We start from the raw sequence: 18,697 nt of genomic DNA on the forward strand, positions 1-18,697 counted from the left end.
GGCCGCCGGCTTGGATTGGCATCTTTATCTCGGCTTCGTCGGCGTCACCCTCATCCTGGGCTGCATTCCAGGGCCGAATGTGGCGCTGATCGTTGCCAATAGCGTGGCGCATGGCGTGCGCTACGGTCTGGCGACGGTCGCGGGCACGGTCTCGGCACAGGTCATTCAGCTCATCGCCGTCTCGCTCGGCCTGACCGCGCTGCTGGAAAGTATGGGCATCTGGTTCACCCTGCTGCGCTGGCTGGGCGTCGCCTATCTGCTCTATCTCGGCTACCGCCAGTGGCGGGCGCCGCCGGTCGATCTCAGCCGGGTGCATGCCGAGGCGCGCGTGCCCTTGCGCGCGATGCTGCCGCGGGCGGCGGCGGTCTCGCTCACCAACCCGAAAGTGCTGCTGTTTCTGGGCGCGCTGTTTCCGCAGTTCATCTCGCCCAGCCACGCGGTGCTGCCGCAGGTCGCACTGCTGGCCGTGACCTTCCTGGTGATCATCGGGATCATGGATTCCAGCTGGGCGATTGCCGCCGGCCGGGCGCGCGGGCTGCTGTCACGCCATGCGCGGCTGCGCAACCGTATCTCGGGCGGCATGCTGATGGCCGCCGCCGCGGGCCTGGCGGTGGCGCATAGAAGGTGAGGGGCTATGATCCAAAACTGCAGGCGCGTCTGCACGCGGCCTTGATGGCGGCTTTCGGGTCCGCGCGGACTGACGCCGTGACACCACTGCCGGGCGGCGCTTCAACCGCCTTTCCGTTCCGCGTCACCCGCGATGGCCAGCACTACGTACTGCGGCTGGAAGGCGAGCGCAGTCCGCTGCGCAACCCGCATCAATATGCGTCCATGAGACTGGCGGCAGAGGCCGGCCTCGCGCCGCGGCTGTACTATGCGGATGAGGCGCTGGGCGTGGCGGTAATGGATTTCATCGAAACCAGGCCGCTCAGCGCCTATCCGGGTGGCGAGGCGGGTCTGGCGCAGGCCGTCGGCGCGCTGATTGCGCGTCTGCAGGAAATTCCCAGCTTTCCGAGCTTCGTCACGTACACGGATATGGTTGGCCGGCTTTGGACCTATCTATGCGGCACCGGCCTGTTTGCACCCGGCGTGCTTGACCCGGCAACGGAGCGTCTGGCCCGCGTCAGCGAAGCGTATGAGGCTGGGTTTTCCCGTGGTGTGGCGAGCCACAATGATCTTCTGCCGCGCAATCTTCTGTTTGACGGCAACCGGCTGTGGCTGATCGACTGGGAATCCGCCTATCGCAATGATCCTCATATCGACATCGCCATCGCCCTCGACAATTTCGCCGCTGACCAAACCAGTGCAGCGCTTCTCCAACAAAACGCCACGGCGCGATGGAAGGACCCGATCGACCTGGCTCAGCTTGCCCATGCGCGCGCCCTGGTGCGTCTCTATTACGCAGGCGTTCTGCTCTGCGCATCCTTCGCGGCGCAAGGCGCGCTGGAGGACCGGGATCTTGCGGCCCCAAGCACCGCGGCATTTGACGTGGCCGTGCGTACCGGCCAGCTGGAGCAGGATACCCCCACGACGAAGCACATGCTTGGCAAGATTTATGTGGCGTCGTTCCTGAGCGGCGCGCCCGTGCCGGCCTTGGGCGCGGAACCCGAGGAGACTGTCCATCTTCTCAAATCCCCAGCCAATGCCGCCCGGCTGCGGCGATCGATTGCGGCGGCTGACGCGGATGAAGTGTAGGAAGGCAAGCTCACTGCCATCCGATCAACGCACGCCTGTCGCCGTGCAGATGAAGACAGCCTCTGCCGCCTCAATCCGCCAGATGTGACGCCTTAGGGCGTTGTGGCGGCGCCCAAACATGGATCGCCGGGTCAAGCCCGGGGATGACGATAGGGGCGTGCTTCTGTGAAAATCTGAACCTGACTAGGCGCGGCCACGCACCGCCTGAAAGGCCGTGCGTTCGGCGGCCGTCAGCGCAAGGGTCTGGGCGGAGCCCGTGCTGGCCGCGACCACACCGGCCTCGATCAGCGCCATCAGCGCCACCGCCTCGGCCGGCGGCACGGGATTGGGGCCGCCACTGATGATCGCATCGCGAATGCCGAGGTAATAGCGGCGGTAATCGCCGTCGATCGCGGCCATGATCTCAGGCTCTGCGCTCGCCCCGTCGATCAGCGTCGCGGAATCGAGGTCGATGCCCCAATCGAGATCGCCGGGCGCCATGCCCTGACGCAGCTGCGTCTCCTGCACATCGACGCCGGATTTGACGAAGCTTGCCGCCGTGCCGTGCAGGGTGAAGCGCGCACTGCCGCCCGCGACCAGGCAGCCGGCGCCGAGGATGACATGCAGGCCGGGATAGGTCAGCACGGCATGAAACCAGTCTGGCGCCGACCCTGGCTTGCGCTGGCTGGCCACATGCACCGCGACCGTCTCTGGCAGGCCGAACAGCTTCAGCGCCTGATCCGCGAGATGCGTGCCGAGATCGAACCACAGTCCGGCGCCGGGGCCGGGCCGCTCGCGCCAGCGATCCTGCGCCTCCGGCCGGTAGCGGTCGATGAAAGAATTGAACTGCACGAGCCGCCCCAGCCGGCCCGAGGCGAGCGCGGCTTCGGCGGTCAGAAAATCGCTGTCGAAGCGGCGGTTCTGGAAGACAGAGAGAATTTTGCCGGATTGTTCGGCCGCTGCTGCCACGGCGCGCGCCTCGGCCAGCGAGACTGTGAAGGGCTTGTCCACCACCACATGCTTGCCGGCCGCGAGCGCCGCGATGGCGAGGCCGGCATGGCTGTCATTGGGGCTGGCGATGACCACCAGATCGATATCGGGCGCGGTCGCGGCAGCCCAAGGGTCGGCGATCACCTCCGTGCCCGGCGCCGTTTCCTGCACCTGCTCGGGCGGCTGGCTGGACCCGATGGCAGTTAGCGTCAGGCCTGGGATCGACCGGATGAGGGGCGCGTGAAAGACGCGGCCGACATAGCCGTAGCCGATCAGGCTGGTGCGAATCGGCCGGGGCTGGGGGGTGACGTCTGCCATGGGCTTCTGCTCTCTCATTCAGGGGGCACGGGGTCCAAGCGAGCGCCATGCTCGGCCCTGAAGCGCGGATTTTCAACTTACGAAACCGCCACGCGCGCGCCCTGGCCTGCCGAGGCGGGACGATTGCATCAAGACAGTGGTCTTGGCCGCGAAATAAGGCTACTCTTGGTACAGTAAAAACAAAAAAGCGGCTTGCAAGCTGGCTTTGCTTGCTGAACGTTAGACGTATTCAGACCCGCGGGGAAACGGTTCAATGGCTCAAGTCTCGATCAGAACGCTTACCAAGACCTATGAAGGCAGCGATGCGCTGGCCGTGAAGGGCATCAATCTGGAGATCCAGGACGGCGAATTCGTCGTCCTCGTCGGCCCCTCGGGCTGCGGCAAGTCGACCACGCTGCGCATGATCGCGGGGCTTGAGGAGATTTCAGGCGGTGAGATCGATATTGGCGGCCGCGTCGTCAATGACGTGCCGCCCCGTGACCGCGACATCGCCATGGTCTTCCAGAACTATGCGCTCTATCCGCATATGTCGGTCTACGACAACATGGCCTTCGGCCTGAAGCTGCGGAAATTTCCGAAGGAAGACATCCGGCGCCGCGTGGAAGAGGCCGCCCGCATCCTGCATCTGACGCCGCTTCTGCAGCGCAAGCCCCGTGCGCTTTCGGGTGGTCAGCGCCAGCGCGTGGCCATGGGCCGCGCCATCGTCCGCAACCCGAAAGTCTTCCTGTTCGACGAGCCGCTGTCGAACCTCGACGCCAAATTGCGCGTGCAGATGCGCACCGAAATCAAGAAGGTCCACAATACCGTCAAGACGACGACCGTCTATGTGACCCATGATCAGGTCGAGGCGATGACGCTGGCCGACCGCGTGGTGGTGATGAACCAGGGGCTGATCGAGCAGGTCGGGCCGCCGCAGGAGCTGTACCACCACCCGGAGACGCGCTTCGTCGCCGGCTTCATCGGCAGCCCGGGGATGAATTTCATCCCCGCCAAGCTGGTGCGGGAAGGCGACGGCCTCGCCGTGCAGCTCGCCAATGGCGCGAGCCTGGCGGTGCCGGCCGAGCGCGTCAGCCGCTACATGCCCTTCGCCGGCAAAGATATGCTGTTCGGCATCCGGCCGGAGCATATGCCGGTCTATACGGGCGACAATAAGCCGGGCTTCGCCACGATCGCGGTCGATATCGACATCACCGAGCCGATGGGCATGGAGACGGTGATCTATTTCTTCCTGGGCGGCGGCGAGCATAAGGACATCACCGAAGCGCCTTTCTGCGCACGGATCGACCCGCTGGTGCAGGTGGGACCGGGCACGAAGATCCATCTGGCCGTCGATATGAACAATATGCACCTGATCGATCCGACGACCGACAAGGTGGTCTGACGTCGCTACCCTAATGCCGGCGTCCCCGGGCCAGTGCCCGGGGACGCCACTCCGCGGATGACGCTGAGAGGCGTTGCGGAAAGCCCCCTTTCTGAGGCGCGCAGTCTCGGCTAGGCAGGCTTATGCTCGATAAATCATTCGCCCCCGCCGAAGCCGAAGCCCGGCTCTATCAAACCTGGGAAGAGAGCGGTGCCTTTGGCGCCGATCCGGCCTCCGCCGGCACGCCCTTCACCATCATGATCCCGCCGCCCAATGTCACGGGCAGCCTGCATATGGGCCACGCGCTCACCTTCACGGTGCAGGACAGTCTTGTCCGCTATCGCCGCATGACGGGGCGGGACGTGCTGTGGCAGCCCGGCACCGACCATGCCGGGATTGCGACGCAGATGGTGGTGGAGCGGCTGCTGGCCGCCGAGGGCAAGACACGACAGGAGATGGGGCGCGACGCCTTCCTGGAGCGGGTCTGGCAGTGGAAGGCCGAATCGGGCGGCACCATCACCCGCCAGCTGCGCCGCCTCGGCGCATCGCTCGACTGGCCGCGCGAGCGCTTCACCATGGATGAGGGCCTGTCGCGCGCCGTGCGCCGCATCTTCGTCATGCTGCATGAAAAGGGCCTCATCTACCGCGCCCGCCGTCTGGTAAACTGGGACCCGAAATTCCAGTCCGCGATTTCCGACCTTGAGGTCGAAAGCCGGGAGATGGACGGCAGTCTGTGGCACATCACCTATCCGATCGAGGGTATGGAGGGCCGCTTCATCACGGTGGCCACCACCCGGCCCGAGACGCTGCCCGGTGACACAGCGGTCGCCGTAAACCCGGCAGACGAGCGCTATCAGGACCTCATCGGCCGCTTCGCCATCCTGCCGCTGGTCGGGCGGCGCATTCCGATCGTGGCGGATGAGCATTCCGACCCGACCAAGGGCACGGGTGCTGTCAAAATCACGCCCGCGCATGACTTCAACGATTTCGCGGTGGGCAAGCGGCATGACCTGCCGATGCCCTCGGTGCTCGACCGTCAGGCCGCGTTCACGCTGGACGAGATCGCCGACGAACTGCGCGCCGTGCCCGGTGTCGCAGACCCTGGCTTCCTGCAGGGCCTTGCGGGCGCGGATCGCTTCAAGCTGCGCGCCGCCATCGTGGCTGAACTTGAACGGCTTGAACTGCTGGCAAAAGTCGAAAAACACCGCAATCAGGTGCCGCATGGCGATCGGTCGGGCGTGCCGATCGAACCGCTGCTGACGGTGCAGTGGTTCTGCGACGCGGCAACCCTCGCCAAGCCAGCGGTGGAAGCGGTGGAGCAGGGGCGCACGGTGTTTGTGCCCAAGCAGTGGGAGAACACCTTCTTCGCCTGGCTGCGCGATATCGAGCCCTGGTGCATTTCCCGCCAGCTGTGGTGGGGCCATCGCATTCCGGCTTGGTATGGACCGGACGGCACCTGTTTCGTCGCTGAGGATGAAGCGGGCGCCCAGGCCCAGGCGCGCGCCGCTTATGGCGCCGAGCAGCCCCTGGTGCAGGACGAGGACGTGCTCGACACCTGGTTCTCCTCCGGCCTGTGGCCTTTCTCGACACTCGGCTGGCCGGATCAGACACCGGAACTGCCGCGCTACTATCCGACCGACGTATTGGTGACGGGTTTCGACATCATCTTCTTCTGGGTCGCCCGGATGATGATGATGGGCCTGTTCGCGATGGAGGATGTGCCCTTCAAGACCGTCTATATCCACGGTCTGGTGCGGGACGAGCGCGGCCAGAAGATGTCGAAGTCGAAGGGCAATGTGCTCGACCCGCTCGACCTTATCGACCAATACGGCACCGACGCTCTGCGCTTCACCATCTGCGCGCTGACCGGGCCGGGCCGCGATGTGAAGCTTGGACCAGCGGTCGTCGAAAGCTACCGGTCCTTCGTCACCAAGCTGTGGAACGCCGCGCGCTTCCTGGAAATGAATGGCGTCAAGCCAGTGCCGGGATTTGATCCGGCAACAGCGACGCTGCCGCTGTCGCGCTGGATTCTCGACGCTGCCAATACGGCGGTGACGGAGGCGACATCGGCGCTGGAATCCTACCGCCTGGATGACTACGCATCTGCCGGCTACCGCTTCACCTGGAACAGCTTCTGCGACTGGTTCCTGGAGTTTGCGAAACCGGTCTTTGCCCAGGGAGAGACCGAGGAAGCGGCCGAGGTGCGGGCGGTCGCCGCCCATGTGCTGGGCGTCATCCTGAAGCTGCTGCACCCTGCCATGCCCTATGTCACCGAAGTGCTGTGGGGCGCGTTCGGCTTCGGCGCAGAAGGCACGCTGATCCGTGCGCCCTGGCCGCAAGCGATGCCGGTGACGGAACCCGCCTCCGCCCGCGCCGAGCTGGACTGGGTCGTCGGCCTGATTACCGAAGTGCGCGCCGTGCGGTCGGAAATGCACGTGCCGCCCTCGGTTCTGGCGCCGATCCTGTTACGCGATGCGACGGCGGAAGAGCTGGGCCGTGCCGCGCGCTGGATCGAAGCCATCCGCCGCATGGGCCGCGCGTCTGAGGTGAGTCCGCTGGGCGGAGAGGTGCCGACTGGTTCGGCCCAGGCGGTGCTCGGGACTGTCACTATCGTCATTCCGCTGGACGGCGTCATCGACCTCGCGGCCGAGCGCGTGCGGCTGGAAAAGGAACGTGCGAAAGCTTTGGACGAGGCCGCGAAGGTCGCGTCCAAGCTCGCCAATGAAAGTTTCGTTGCGCGCGCAAAACCGGAAGTGGTGCAGGAAAACCGGGACCGTCTGGCCGCCTTCGAGGCGGAAGCGGCGCGGCTTGAAGCAGCCCTCACGCGGCTTGGCTGACGTCACGCGCGGCTGAGCGTATCGCGTGATCGTGATCGTGCCGGAAACGGGCAGCGCTGCCCGCCCCGTTTCCGGTCACAAATCCGCCCTGATTTCGCCCGCTGGACCGCGCCTGATGCCGGGGTCGCACGATGCCTCATCAATAAGGGGATTGCCTATGAGTACCGATCCGAAGGATCTCCCGCGGCGCGGCTTGCTGCGCCGGCTGGGCCTGGGGGGCCTGGCTTTCGTGGCCGCGGCCAGCGGGATTGCTGCGGTCAGCACGGCCCCGGCCGAGGCCCAGGGCTATCCGCCCATGCCGCCACCGCTGTTCGAGCCCGGCCCGCCGCCGCCGCCGCCCGGCATGATCTGGGAGCCCGGCCATTACCGCTGGGACGGCTATCGCTATGTCTGGATCAGGGGCCATTACCGGCGCGGCGGCCCTGGCTACGGCCAGTTCGTGCCCGGCCATTGGGGCAATCGGGGCGGCCAGTGGGTCTGGATACCGCCGCATTGGCGGTGACGTCTGAACAGACTTTCCTACGTCCTTGAATTGACGGTGAAACAGCCGTGATCTAGAGCCAGCGTCATAGGTCAACCTTACAGGTAGAACATGCGCTGGCTCCTCGCTCTTCCTCTTCTCGTCTCGGTCGCTGGCTGCGCGGCGTTCAACCCGGCGCCCACGGGGCAGCGCTTCCCGGTTTTCTTCGCACCCACGGAAGCCGCGCTTGATAATGGCGGCGGCAGCGTCGTCAATTCCGCGGCCCAATTCGCGGCCGCCCATCCGAATGACCCGATCACCCTGGTCGCCTATAGCGCGCCGCCCGGCAATCACTATGTCGAGCCGGCAGACATCGATACCGAGCGCGCCGTCGCCGTGACCAGCCGCCTGGTCGCCGACGGCATCGATAAAAGCCGCATCAGCGCCATCGCCAAAGGCCCGGTGCAGCCGGAGGTGCCGATGTCCAAGATCGAGGTACGCCGGGTCGATATCATCGTCGGCAACGCGCCCACGGGGCAGTAACCTTACGTGCCTTTACGGATTGAAAGGGCAGGGAGCGCCGCGCTTCCTGCCCTTTTTCGTCTCACGCGGCGACCACGACGGTGACACAGGCGCGCGCCAGCGCCTGCGCCAGAGGTCCCTCAGGCGCGCGATCCGTGACCAGCCGGGTGATGCCGCGCCAGGGGGCATAGAGGCTGAAGGCCGCGCGGCCGAATTTGGTATGGTCCGCGACGATGGTGACTTCAGCCGCACGCGCCGCCATGGCGCGGTAGACGGCGGCGGCCTCGGGCTCGGCCTCAGTCGGCCCGTCCTCCGTGAGGCCTGAGGCGCCGAGGATGGCATGGCGGGCGTAATGGGCTGCGAGATAGGTCACCGTCTCGGCGCCCACCAGCGCGCCTTCCTCACCCAGATAGCGGCCCGGTGTCATCATCACACGCAGCGTCGGGTTGGTGGCCAGCACGGTCGCGACCCCAAAGGCATGGGTCAGCACCGTCAGATCACGCATCACCGCCCCCAGGCGCCGCGCGACATGGGTGGTGGTAGCCCCGCTGCCGATCAGCAGCGCATCCCCATGGCTGACCACGGCACTGGCCGCCACGCCGATGCGCTCGCGCTCGGCCACCATCAGCCGGTGACGTTCGCTGATCGCCGGTTCCGGCCCGAAGGGACGCACTGCCCCGCCATAGGTGCGGTTGATGAGACCCTGGGTGCCGAGGTCGTCCAGATCGCGCCGGATGGTTTCGGTGGAGACGGCGAGGGTTGCCGCGAGATCGGCCACGCGCAGGCTGGGCTGGGCGGAGAGGGCCGCCACAATCTGATCCTGCCTGTGCGTCTTGCTGGTTTTTTGCGTCATCGGTGGTGCGGTCCTTGGCGGCCGGGCGATCCCTTTGGCCTTCCTAGCGGCTTGCATGTTGGAGGTGCCACAGAAAAATGTTGCAAGTCGGTCATCGCTCGGCTGTGATGGGCGCGACATCCAGACTGCGGGGAAGACCGGGCATGCGCATATCCTTGGCGAGCGTCGCGATGGTGGCGGCGTGAGCGCCGGTCCGCTTTATGACGCGGCCTTTCTCGCACGGCTGCAGGACTGCGTGCGTGCGGTTTTGCCGGCCTGGGGGCTGGATGAGGGCGCGGAGGTGTCCCTCCTCACCATTTCCGAAAATGCGACGTTTCGCGTGCGCGACCCGGCTACGGGGATCGACATGGCGTTGCGCGTCTCCCGACCCGGCTACAATACGCCTGCCGAAATCGCATCCGAACTCGCCTGGATTCAGGCGCTGCGCGCCGATGGCGTGATCGAGACGCCTGCCCCGGTGCCGCTGGCCGATGGCACCCTGATTGCCGGCGTGCCCGATGACGGTGCCATCCGCTACATGACCGGCTTCGCCTTCCAGCCGGGCGCGGAGCCGGCGGCGGATGCCGATCTGGTGCCATGGTTTGAGGCCTTGGGCGCGATCCATGCGCGCCTGCATGCCCATGCGCGAACCTGGAACAGACCGGACGGCTTTCAGCGCCGCGTATGGAATTTTCAGACGACACTGGGAGAGACCCCGCATTGGGGGGATTGGCGGGCCGGGCTTGGCCTGACCCCCGAAGGCCGCGCCGTCATCGAAACGGTGAGTACTATTCTCGAGCGCCGGCTGAGCGACTACGGCGACGGCGCGGAGCGTTTCGGCTTGGTCCATGCCGATCTGCGCCTCGCCAATATCCTGGTGCAGGGAGACCAGCTTTCCGTGATCGACTTCGATGATTGCGGCTTCTGCTGGTATTTTTATGACTTCGCGGCGGCCATCAGCTTCATCGAGCATGAATCCTATATTCCGGCCCTGCGCGCGGCGTGGCTGCGCGGCTACCGGCGCATCGCCCCCGTCACGCCGGATGATGAGGCGGCGATCGATGATTTCGTGATGCTGCGGCGTATTCTGCTCACCGCCTGGGTCGCGTCCCACGCGGAAACCCCAACCGCGCAGGCGATGGGCACGGCCTATACGGATGGCAGCGTGGCCCTCGCGCGTGCCTATCTCGCTGACCGGCAGGGAGTCTGATCATGGACCAGTCAATTGCCCCGATCCTGAGCCTCAATGCCTTTGATGCGACGACGGCCGAAGGTGCCTCCGCCTCCGTCACCCGCCGGCTCGCGACCTTCGGGCGCGACGCGGTTCTGTTCTACAAGCAGCCGCTGGAGATGGTGCGGGCGGCAGGCACAAGGCTGTATGCGGCTGACGGCCGCGCCTATCTCGACCTCTATAACAATGTGCCCTCGGTCGGCCACTGCCACCCGCATGTGGTGCAAGCCGTGCAGAACCAGGTGGCCAAGCTCAATATCCATACCCGCTATCTGGTGGATGTGGTCACAACCTATGCCGAGCGGCTGCTGGCGACCTTCCCCGCGGACCTCAGCAACGTCACCTTTTCCTGCACGGGGTCGGAAGCGAATGACCTCGCACTGCGCATCGCGCGGCTGGCCACGGGCCGCCAGGGAATAATCGTCACCGCAGGCGCCTATCACGGCAATACCACGGCGGTGACGGAGGTTTCGCCCTCCACCTACAAGACCGGCCGCTGGCCTGCCTATGTGCGCACCGTGCCCGCGCCCGATCCGCGCCAGTACGGCCCGGATCTGGCGGCGGGCTTCACGGCCGCGGTGGAAGCGGAGATCGCGGCGCTGGCGGCGGAGGGCATCGGCACGGCCGCGCTGCTGGTGGATACGATCTTTTCCAGCGACGGGATTTTTGCCGACCCTATGGGCTTTCTGGCGCCTGCGGTCGCGGCCGTGCATCGCGCCGGCGGCCTGTTCATCGCCGATGAGGTGCAGCCCGGCTTCGGCCGCACCGGCGCCGGACTGTGGGGTTTTACGCGCCATGGCGTGACGCCTGATATCGTGACGCTCGGCAAGCCGATGGGCAATGGCATGCCGATGGCGGGACTTGTGACCCGGCCGGACCTGCTCAGCCTGTTGACCGAACATTACGGTTATTTCAACACCTTTGGCGGCAATCCGGTGGCGGCTGCCGCCGGAATCGCGGTGCTGGAGGTGATTGCGCAAGACGGGCTGATCGAGAATGCACGCGATGTCGGCGCCTATCTGCGCGACGGGCTGCGGGCGGTGGCCGCCGACCGCCCGGTGATCGGCGAAGTGCGTGGGGCCGGGCTTTATACCGGCGTCGATATCATCGACCCTGACACCGGCGCCCCGGATGCCGCCCGTACGACGGCGCTGATGAACGCGCTCTGCGAACGAGGCGTGCTGATCGGTGCCGCGGGCCTGGGCGCCAATGTGCTGAAAATCCGCCCGCCGCTCTGCCTCTCCCGCGCGGATGTGGATGTCTTTCTCGAGGCGCTGCGGGCGACCGCAGTCGTTTGACGGGCAGTGATATCTGGCCGAACCGCAGTCCTAAGAGCCCGTTTGGAAACGGAAGATGTGGGTTCACCATTTGGGGGTGGCACCACAGTGCGGGCAGCCAATCTTTAGTCTGCATCCGCTATAGGCCTTCAGGAACTGGGAGATCAAAGTCTCGGTGTCATGGTCCGCGCCGGGTTTTCCGAAGGCCAATTGGTTTAATTATGCGGCCAAGGGCATCTGGTGCAGGGACGCACAGTGATGCGTCCCTGCCGCGACTGCACGAGCATCAATTCTCACAATCAACCACCGTTTCTCTCTCATACGGGAGGTCTTGTCGGCCAACATCGTTCGGTCCGGTCACTTGCAATTGAGAGGTTGGGTTGATCAAAATATGCTCGCTCAGCCATTTTCGAGTAAAATCCTTGCTTGACTGCGTGAATATGGTTAGCTGGCTTAGCGCCGTGCCAGGCTCACGCGTGTAAAGGTCAGGATGCTGTGCCTGGACCAGATCACTAGTATCGAAAGCGCATATATGGGAGATGATTAGGCCATCCGCCACGAAAGGTGGCTCGAGCGGCCAGCACGAAGTGCTATCAATCTGATCTCTTCTACGAAGATTAATGTTTCCCATTTTGACAAGATATTGAAGTAGCGGAGTGGGATTGGGAGAAACCTCATTTGGACAAATTAATTGTGCTGTGAGGAACTGGACCGCGTCATCATGAGTTGCGTACGTTCGACCTGTCTTCGATGCGATACAGGGAAATGCCACTATCATTCCGACAAATATATAGAACATTTGAACGCTGACACGTTGCATTTTTGCTGGCCTAAGCAATTTTGGAAAATCCCGCCACCTAAGAGATTTGAGTCGAACTATTCCGACTAGCGTCATTGTTCAATTATTCAATTCCCGCCATTAATTTGCTTTCGAAATATGACCAGTCTTTAGACCTGCTACATATGGGGCGCACCCCATCGAAGGCGACGTCCGTTTTCGGCGAGCGGCCGGCGTCATCCTATGCTTGCCTATGGCCTCGTGACAACGAGGATACCATTCCATGAATACCTTTCGCTGTGTTCCTATCGCCACTGACGTGGCCGATCGCTTCCGTCTCACAGGCCAGGATGACCACGGCAATGCGGTGCGCCGCGTGATCGCGACCGGGGGCGAAGGCTTTCCCTGCCGCCATTGCCTGCAGTTCGGCAAAGCCGGAGACACCATGCTGCTCGGCTCGTATAATCTGCCGAAACCGCTCGGCATCTATTGGACGCCGAGCCCGATTTTCGTGCATGACCATGCCTGTGCGCGGGCCGAGGCAGAGAACTGGCTGGCGCCCATTGTGCGCAAGGAGTCGCCCGTATCGATGCGGGTCTATGATGCGGCCCATCAATGTCTGTACGATCTTGGGCAGGTATGGACGGGTACTGACCTGGCGGTGCCCATGCAACGCGTCCTCGGCGATCCCAGAACCGCCTTTCTCAATATTCACACGGTAGGGCCGGGCTGCCTGCTGACGCTCATCGAGCCTGTCGCGAGGCCGGTCTGACTGGTCGTACCGACGCGGCGCCTGGGTCGCCTTGAGCCGGATCTGCAGCTAGAGACAAAAGGCGAGGGGGGCTATCCGGCATCTGCGCCGTATGGCCGCCTTTCCAGCCAGGAGCGCGCCATGGGCAGCGAGCAGACCGTTCTTCGCAATTCCATTGTCGCGACCATCCTGCTCGCGGTCGCGAGCCTCGCCTTTGGCCTCACGGCGCGATCGAATGCCATCATCTTCGACGGCATGTATTCGCTGGTCGATGCGACCATGACGGGGCTGGCCTTCGGCGTCGCCCGGCTGATCGCGGCGTCCAATGCGGCGGATGTCGCGGGCAAGCCCTTCCATCAGCGCTTCACCATGGGTTTCTGGCATCTGGAGCCCATCGTGCTGGGCCTGAACGGCACGCTGATGAGTGGCGCTGCCCTTTACGCCCTGGTCAATGCCGTGAGCGCGCTCCTGGCGGGCGGCCATCCGCTGTCCTTTGGTGCGGCGATGATCTTCGAGGGCGCGGCGACGCTCGTCGATATCGGCATGCTGGTCTATATCAGGGCCGCGAACAGGCGGTTGCGCTCTCACCTCGTCGCCCTTGACGGCAAGGCCTGGGGCGTGGGTGCGGCGCTCGGCCTCGCTCTGTTCGGCGCCTTCCTCGGAGGTTTCCTGATCCAGGGAACGTCGCTGCAATGGCTCGCCCCCTATGTCGATCCGGCGGCGCTGGCGCTGGTCTCCCTCGCCGTTATCCCTGTGCCGCTCGGCACCATTCGCCGGGCGGTCGCCGATATTCTGCTGGTGACACCGCCAGAAATGCAGGACCATGTCGATGCCGTGGCGCGCGCGACTGTGACGCGTTTCGGGTTTCTGTCCTATCGCGCCTATGTCGCGCGGGTCGGCCGCGGCAGCCAGATCGAGCTGTATTTCATCGTGCCGGCGAATTGGCCGGCGCGGCGGCTGGAGGAGTGGGATTCGCTGCGTGACGAGATCGGCCACGGATTAGGGCCCGACAGCCCCGACCGGTGGCTGACGATCGTTTTCACGACGGACCCGGAATGGGCGAATTGAGGGCTCAATCTTACCCATTAAAAATGGTTCTTAACAAGACGATCATGGGTGGATTGGACGGAGGCGACCATCCCTCAACGCCGAATTTCTCAAGACGATCGAAGCGAAGACCGCGCAGATTGTGAACTCGGTCGAGCCGCGAACCGGGCAACGATGGCCGGTTTAGGTCCAGTAGTCCTGGCCGAGGGCCCGCACCAGCCGCTCATGGATGATCCGCAGGCGGTCAAGCGCCGCTCGCGCCTGCCGTGCCACCGCGGCGGCATCGACGGCATCGCCCCCGACGGCGGGCGGCGGGCCTTCGGCCTCCCACTCGATGAAACAGGTCTCGCCATCCATAACGGCGATCAGGATGTGCCAGCCCTGATCCTGATCGTCATGGAGCAAGCGGGGCGCGCCGTCATCGGACCCTGCCAGCATCTCAAGGATCGTTCGCGTTTCGTGGATATCATCGTTCCAGGGGAATGCCGTCAGCACCTCGTCACCGGTGATGATGGCGGGCTGGGTGCGGAAATACGGAAAGGGCCGGAGCGATGCTGTCTTGCCGTGTTTCTCGGCGAGTTCGACAATCCGGCGATAGTGGCTGATCAGCGCGTCTTCCCGGCCGAGCATCTCCGCCGTGGTCACCTGGTCGGCCCGCTGGCGCGGCAGGTCGACCACAGGCAAGCTGACGTTCGCCGTCTCCCAGTCGCGCGCGGTCATGCCATTGTCCGGCCCGATATAGACGCTCGGCGCGATGCGGAATACCGCATCGCACATGACGGTCTGGAGCCGCCGAGCCTGCGCGATCCAGGCCGCCTCCTCGCCGCCGGGAAGCGGGAAGACCTGGCGCGTGGCGTCAGAGGGCGAGGCCATGCAGGCTCCGTCGCCGATGGGCGCGCAACGCCTCCCGGACATCTGCCGCTCTGACCGCCGGCGGGCAGCCGCACCAGCGTAATCCTGCCAAACTTGCGCTCAGGATCGAGACCATCGGCAGATGCTAAACCATCAACCGGACGGGCAAAAGGGCCGCTCGTCACCACGGACCGCGCAGGGGCGAAAGACGGGAAGGGCCCCCTCAGCCCTCTTCGATCGTGGCGCGGATTTTGGCTGCGAGATCGGCCATCGCGAAGGGCTTGGTGATCAGCGCCATGCCCGGCTCCAGAAAGCCCTGGGCGGAGGCGGCGGTCTCGGCATAGCCGGTCATGAAGATCACTTTCAGCCCCGGGCGCAGCAGCCGGGCGGCATCCGCCACCTGACGGCCGTTCAGCCCAGGCAGCCCGACATCGCTGATCAGCAGATCGATCCGCTGGCGCGACTGCAGAATCTCAAGCCCTGCCGGGCCGTCCGTCGCCTCCAGCGCGGCAAAGCCCAGATCGGCCAGGACATCGACGATCAGATTGCGCACCACCGGCTCATCCTCGATGACCAGCACCGTTTCGCCGGCGCCGGCCGGCAAGACTTCGGGCCCGGCAGAGCGCGGTTCCTCCGTCGCCAGAGCGCCGTCATAGCGGGGCAGGAAGAGTTTCAGGCACGTCCCCTGTCCCAGCGTGCTGAGGATTTTCGTGTAACCTTCCGACTGGCGGACAAAGCCGTAGATCATGGACAGGCCCAGGCCCGTGCCCTGGCCGATCGGCTTGGTGGTGAAAAACGGCTCGAAGGCTTTCTCGATCATCTCCTCGCTCATGCCGATGCCGGTATCGGTGACGCTGATGCAGACATAGGCGCCCGGCCGCATGTCCCGCGACCATAGGGGCGATGTCTCATCAAGCTCGCAGTTGTGCGTCGCGATGGTCAGCGTGCCGCCATCCGGCATCGCGTCGCGCCCGTTGATGGCGAGATTGAGCACGGCGTTTTCAAGCTGATGCGGGTCACACAGGGTCAGCCAGAGATCGGCTGCCAGCACCAGGTCCAGCGCGATATGCTCACCCATGGTCCGCCGCAGCAGATCCTCCATCGACGTGATGAGCGGGTTGGAGAGGACGGGCTTCGGGTCCAGCGGCTGGCGGCGCGAAAAGGCGAGCAGCCGGTGGGTGAGCGCCGCGGCGCGATTGGCCGCCGACATGGCGCCATTGATGAAACGGTTGAGATCACTCAACCGCCCCTGTGCCAGGCGCTTTTCCAGAAGGTCCAGGCTGCCGGTGATGCCCTGCAGCAGATTGTTGAAATCATGCGCGATGCCGCCCGTCAGCTGGCCGACGGCCTCCATCTTCTGGCTTTGCCGGAGCGCTTCCTCCACGCGCCGCTGCTCGGTCACGTTGCGGCCGACGACGTAGAAAGTATCGCCCATGGGTTCGGTGTTCCAGGCGATCAGCGAGGTCTGACCATCGCTATGCACCAGCCGATCCTCGAATTCGCGGACGGCTTCGCCCCGCGCCAGCTGGGCCATGGCGGCCATCACGCGGGGGCGATCGGGTTCCGCCACAAACTCGATGAAGGGGCGGCCGAGGAGCGTCGCTTCATCATAGCCGAGCAGGCGGCTCCAGGCCGGGTTGCAGGATTTGATGTAGCCATCCTGCCCGGCGACAGCCATCAGATCGTTCGTCGTGCTCCAGATGCGGTCGCGCTCCGCGCGGCTGGCGGCGAGTTCGGCCGCCGCCTGGCGTTCCGCCGTCACGTCCCGGCCGAAGGCGTAAAGGACACCGTCCTCCGGCGTCGTGGTCCAGGTGATGCGCCGGCGCTCCCCTGATTTCGTCAGCGACACCGTCTCGTAGTCAAGCATGGTCAGGCCCCGGCCGAGCTGTTCAAGGCCGCGGTTGCCGGTCTCCACCGCTTCGGGTGCCAGGAATTCGTTGACATGCCGACCGACCGAGTCTGCCTCGGTCCAGCCAAGGAGACGCGTCCAGGCCGGATTGACCGCGAGCGTGCGGCCGTCGAGGGTCGCGATCACCTTGATGACGGGCGACAGCGTCCAGCTGCGTTCGCGCTCGCGGCTGGCTGCATGTTCGTCAGTCATGTCGCGCCCGATGGCGTGAATGCGCCCGGCTTCGGGCACCGCGGCCCAGGCAATCATGCGATAGCCGCCCGCCTTGGTGCGGAAGCGGTTCTCGAAGCCCTGCATCGTCTGCCCCTCGGTGAGGCGGAAGAGCTGATTCCGCGAACGGGTCATGTCCTCCGGGTGGATAAAGGCCAGCAGATTGTGGCCTACGAATTCATCCTGATCCCAGCCAAGGATGGCAGTTACCGCCGGGTTCACCGCAGTGATCGACCCGGTGAAATCGGAGACCACCAGCAAGTCCTGGCTGAGCTGCCAGAAGCGGTCGCGGTCGCGGACATTGGCGTCTTCGGCGAGCTTGCGTTCATGAATATCCGTGTTGGTGCCGACCCAGCGTACAATGGCGCCCTCCGCATCGCGGACCGGGATGGCGCGGGCCAGAAACCAGCGATAGGCGCCATCACAACGGCGCGCCCGGAACTCCGTCTCATAGGGCTTGCCGGTCTGGATTGCCGTCCTATAGGCGAGACCAGCGGCGGCGCGGTCATCGGGATGGACGGTTTCCACCCAGTCCTCGCCGTCCGTCATCAGATCGCGGAGGCCGAAATATTCGGTTGCCCGCTCATTCACCCAATCGACAGAACCGTCTGGCCGCGCCGTCCACAATTGGTTCGGCATGATCTGCGTGACAGCCTGAAAATTAGCATCCGTTTCGCGCGCCATGCGCTCGGCCAGCACGCGGTCGGTGACGTCATTGCCTTGGGCGAAGATGCCGATGACCTGGCCCTGATCGTCGCGGATGGGCTGGTAGACGAAGTCGACGAAGCGCTCCTCCAGCGGCTGACCTGGGACACGCTGGACTTTGAGCGGTGCGGCGGTCGCAAAATGCGGCTCACCGGTGGCATAGGCCTTATCCAGCAGATCCTTGAAACCCTGGGCGGCGATCTCGGGGAATGCCTCATTCACCGGCCGGCCCATGATGTCGCGCGCCCCCATCAGCCTATAATAGGCCGGATTGGCGATCTCCGCCCGGTGCTCCGGTCCATATTTCATCGACATGAAGCTTGGTGACTGATCAAACATCTGGCCGAACTTCTCGCGCTCTGCATAAAGCCGGCGCTGGGCGAGAATTTTATCGGTGGCTTCAATGACGATGGCGATGACGCCGGCGGGGCGGTTCTGCTCATCGAGCACCGGCGAATAGTCGAGATCCAGCCACACCTGCTCGGCGCGGCCTTTGCGGAACAGGGTCAGTTCCTGCTCCCGATAGGAGAGGGTGCCGCCCTCCAGCACCGTCTTCATGACATTGTCGTTGAAATCGGCGACTTCGGGCCAGCCTTCGCGCACGCTGGAGCCGAGCAGGCGCGGGTGGCGGCCGGCCGCGAAGACCGAATAGGCGTCGTTATAAATCATGACGCCGTCGGCGTTCCACAGCGTGACGATCGGCACCGGCGATTGCAGGATGGTGGAGATGGTGCTGCGCAGGTAGGCCGGCCAGGACGCGATCGGCCCGACCGAGGTCGCACCCCAGTCAAACGCGCTGATCAGCCGCCCGAGATTGCCGAGAGTCGCCAGAAATTCCATCGTCTAAACGATCCCAGGAAGACTGGGCGCCTCAGCTGCCTTCATGACTTTCCTAAGGTGCAAACATATGTGTATGTGCGGAACGAAGATCGCACATACATCGT

At 64.7% G+C, this 18,697-nt stretch carries 14 protein-coding genes; 10 read left to right on the plus strand and 4 right to left on the minus strand.

The window, feature by feature from the left end; translation table 11 throughout:
- The first annotated feature begins 10 nt into the window (after window positions 1–10).
- On the plus strand, window positions 11–628 hold the full coding sequence (locus AC3G7M_RS13195) for a LysE family translocator (RefSeq protein ID WP_489212518.1): 618 nt from the start codon (window positions 11–13) through the stop codon (window positions 626–628).
- Window positions 625–1,695, plus strand: a complete 1,071-nt coding sequence (locus AC3G7M_RS13200; RefSeq protein WP_489212520.1) for a phosphotransferase — start codon at window positions 625–627, stop codon at window positions 1,693–1,695. The genes AC3G7M_RS13195 and AC3G7M_RS13200 overlap by 4 nt, the downstream gene beginning before the upstream one ends.
- Before the next feature lie 183 nt (window positions 1,696–1,878).
- Here the strand turns inward: AC3G7M_RS13200 and AC3G7M_RS13205 are convergent, their stop codons facing one another.
- Window positions 1,879–2,982, minus strand: a complete 1,104-nt coding sequence (locus AC3G7M_RS13205) for an oxidoreductase (protein WP_489212521.1) — start codon at window positions 2,980–2,982, stop codon at window positions 1,879–1,881.
- A 253-nt stretch (window positions 2,983–3,235) separates the two neighbouring features.
- On the opposite strand from AC3G7M_RS13205, the gene AC3G7M_RS13210 reads away from it, so the two are divergent.
- The 4 genes from AC3G7M_RS13210 (at window position 3,236) to AC3G7M_RS13225 (ending at window position 8,182) form a co-directional block, all read left to right on the plus strand.
- Window positions 3,236–4,363 carry an ABC transporter ATP-binding protein gene (locus AC3G7M_RS13210; RefSeq protein ID WP_489212522.1) on the plus strand — a complete coding sequence of 376 codons (1,128 nt, stop codon included), beginning with the start codon at window positions 3,236–3,238 and terminating at the stop codon, window positions 4,361–4,363.
- Window positions 4,364–4,485: 122 nt separating this feature from the next.
- Window positions 4,486–7,179 (plus strand): valine--tRNA ligase, encoded by a 2,694-nt coding sequence (locus AC3G7M_RS13215; protein ID WP_489212524.1) that lies wholly within the window; start codon window positions 4,486–4,488, stop codon window positions 7,177–7,179.
- A gap of 157 nt (window positions 7,180–7,336) precedes the next feature.
- Window positions 7,337–7,681, plus strand: a complete 345-nt coding sequence (locus AC3G7M_RS13220; RefSeq protein ID WP_489212525.1) for a hypothetical protein — start codon at window positions 7,337–7,339, stop codon at window positions 7,679–7,681.
- A 90-nt stretch (window positions 7,682–7,771) separates the two neighbouring features.
- On the plus strand, window positions 7,772–8,182 hold the full coding sequence (locus tag AC3G7M_RS13225; protein WP_489212526.1) for an OmpA family protein: 411 nt from the start codon (window positions 7,772–7,774) through the stop codon (window positions 8,180–8,182).
- 61 nt (window positions 8,183–8,243) lie between these two features.
- On the opposite strand, the gene AC3G7M_RS13230 is transcribed toward AC3G7M_RS13225, so the two are convergent.
- Window positions 8,244–9,014 (minus strand): DeoR/GlpR family DNA-binding transcription regulator, encoded by a 771-nt coding sequence (locus AC3G7M_RS13230; protein ID WP_489212527.1) that lies wholly within the window; start codon window positions 9,012–9,014, stop codon window positions 8,244–8,246.
- A gap of 181 nt (window positions 9,015–9,195) precedes the next feature.
- On the opposite strand from AC3G7M_RS13230, the gene AC3G7M_RS13235 reads away from it, so the two are divergent.
- From AC3G7M_RS13235 to AC3G7M_RS13250, 4 genes are all read left to right on the plus strand, one after another.
- Entirely contained in the window at window positions 9,196–10,203 is a 1,008-nt protein-coding gene (locus AC3G7M_RS13235; RefSeq protein ID WP_489212528.1) for a phosphotransferase enzyme family protein, read from the plus strand.
- Window positions 10,204–10,205: 2 nt separating this feature from the next.
- Window positions 10,206–11,522: an aspartate aminotransferase family protein gene (locus tag AC3G7M_RS13240; protein WP_489212529.1), complete on the plus strand. Its 1,317-nt coding sequence runs from the start codon at window positions 10,206–10,208 to the stop codon at window positions 11,520–11,522.
- 1,040 nt (window positions 11,523–12,562) lie between these two features.
- Window positions 12,563–13,051: a DUF1203 domain-containing protein gene (locus tag AC3G7M_RS13245; protein ID WP_489212530.1), complete on the plus strand. Its 489-nt coding sequence runs from the start codon at window positions 12,563–12,565 to the stop codon at window positions 13,049–13,051.
- A gap of 120 nt (window positions 13,052–13,171) precedes the next feature.
- A complete protein-coding gene (locus AC3G7M_RS13250) occupies window positions 13,172–14,098 on the plus strand; it encodes a cation diffusion facilitator family transporter (RefSeq protein ID WP_489212531.1) in 927 nt (308 codons plus the stop codon).
- A 162-nt stretch (window positions 14,099–14,260) separates the two neighbouring features.
- Here AC3G7M_RS13250 and AC3G7M_RS13255 read toward each other — a convergent pair whose 3' ends face one another.
- Window positions 14,261–14,950: a hypothetical protein gene (locus tag AC3G7M_RS13255; RefSeq protein ID WP_489212532.1), complete on the minus strand. Its 690-nt coding sequence runs from the start codon at window positions 14,948–14,950 to the stop codon at window positions 14,261–14,263.
- A gap of 202 nt (window positions 14,951–15,152) precedes the next feature.
- The gene (locus AC3G7M_RS13260) at window positions 15,153–18,593 is read right to left on the minus strand and encodes a PAS domain S-box protein (RefSeq protein WP_489212533.1); all 3,441 of its coding nucleotides are present in this window, start codon (window positions 18,591–18,593) and stop codon (window positions 15,153–15,155) included.
- Window positions 18,594–18,697 lie beyond the last annotated feature (104 nt).

Source organism: Acidisoma sibiricum, assembly GCF_057837225.1.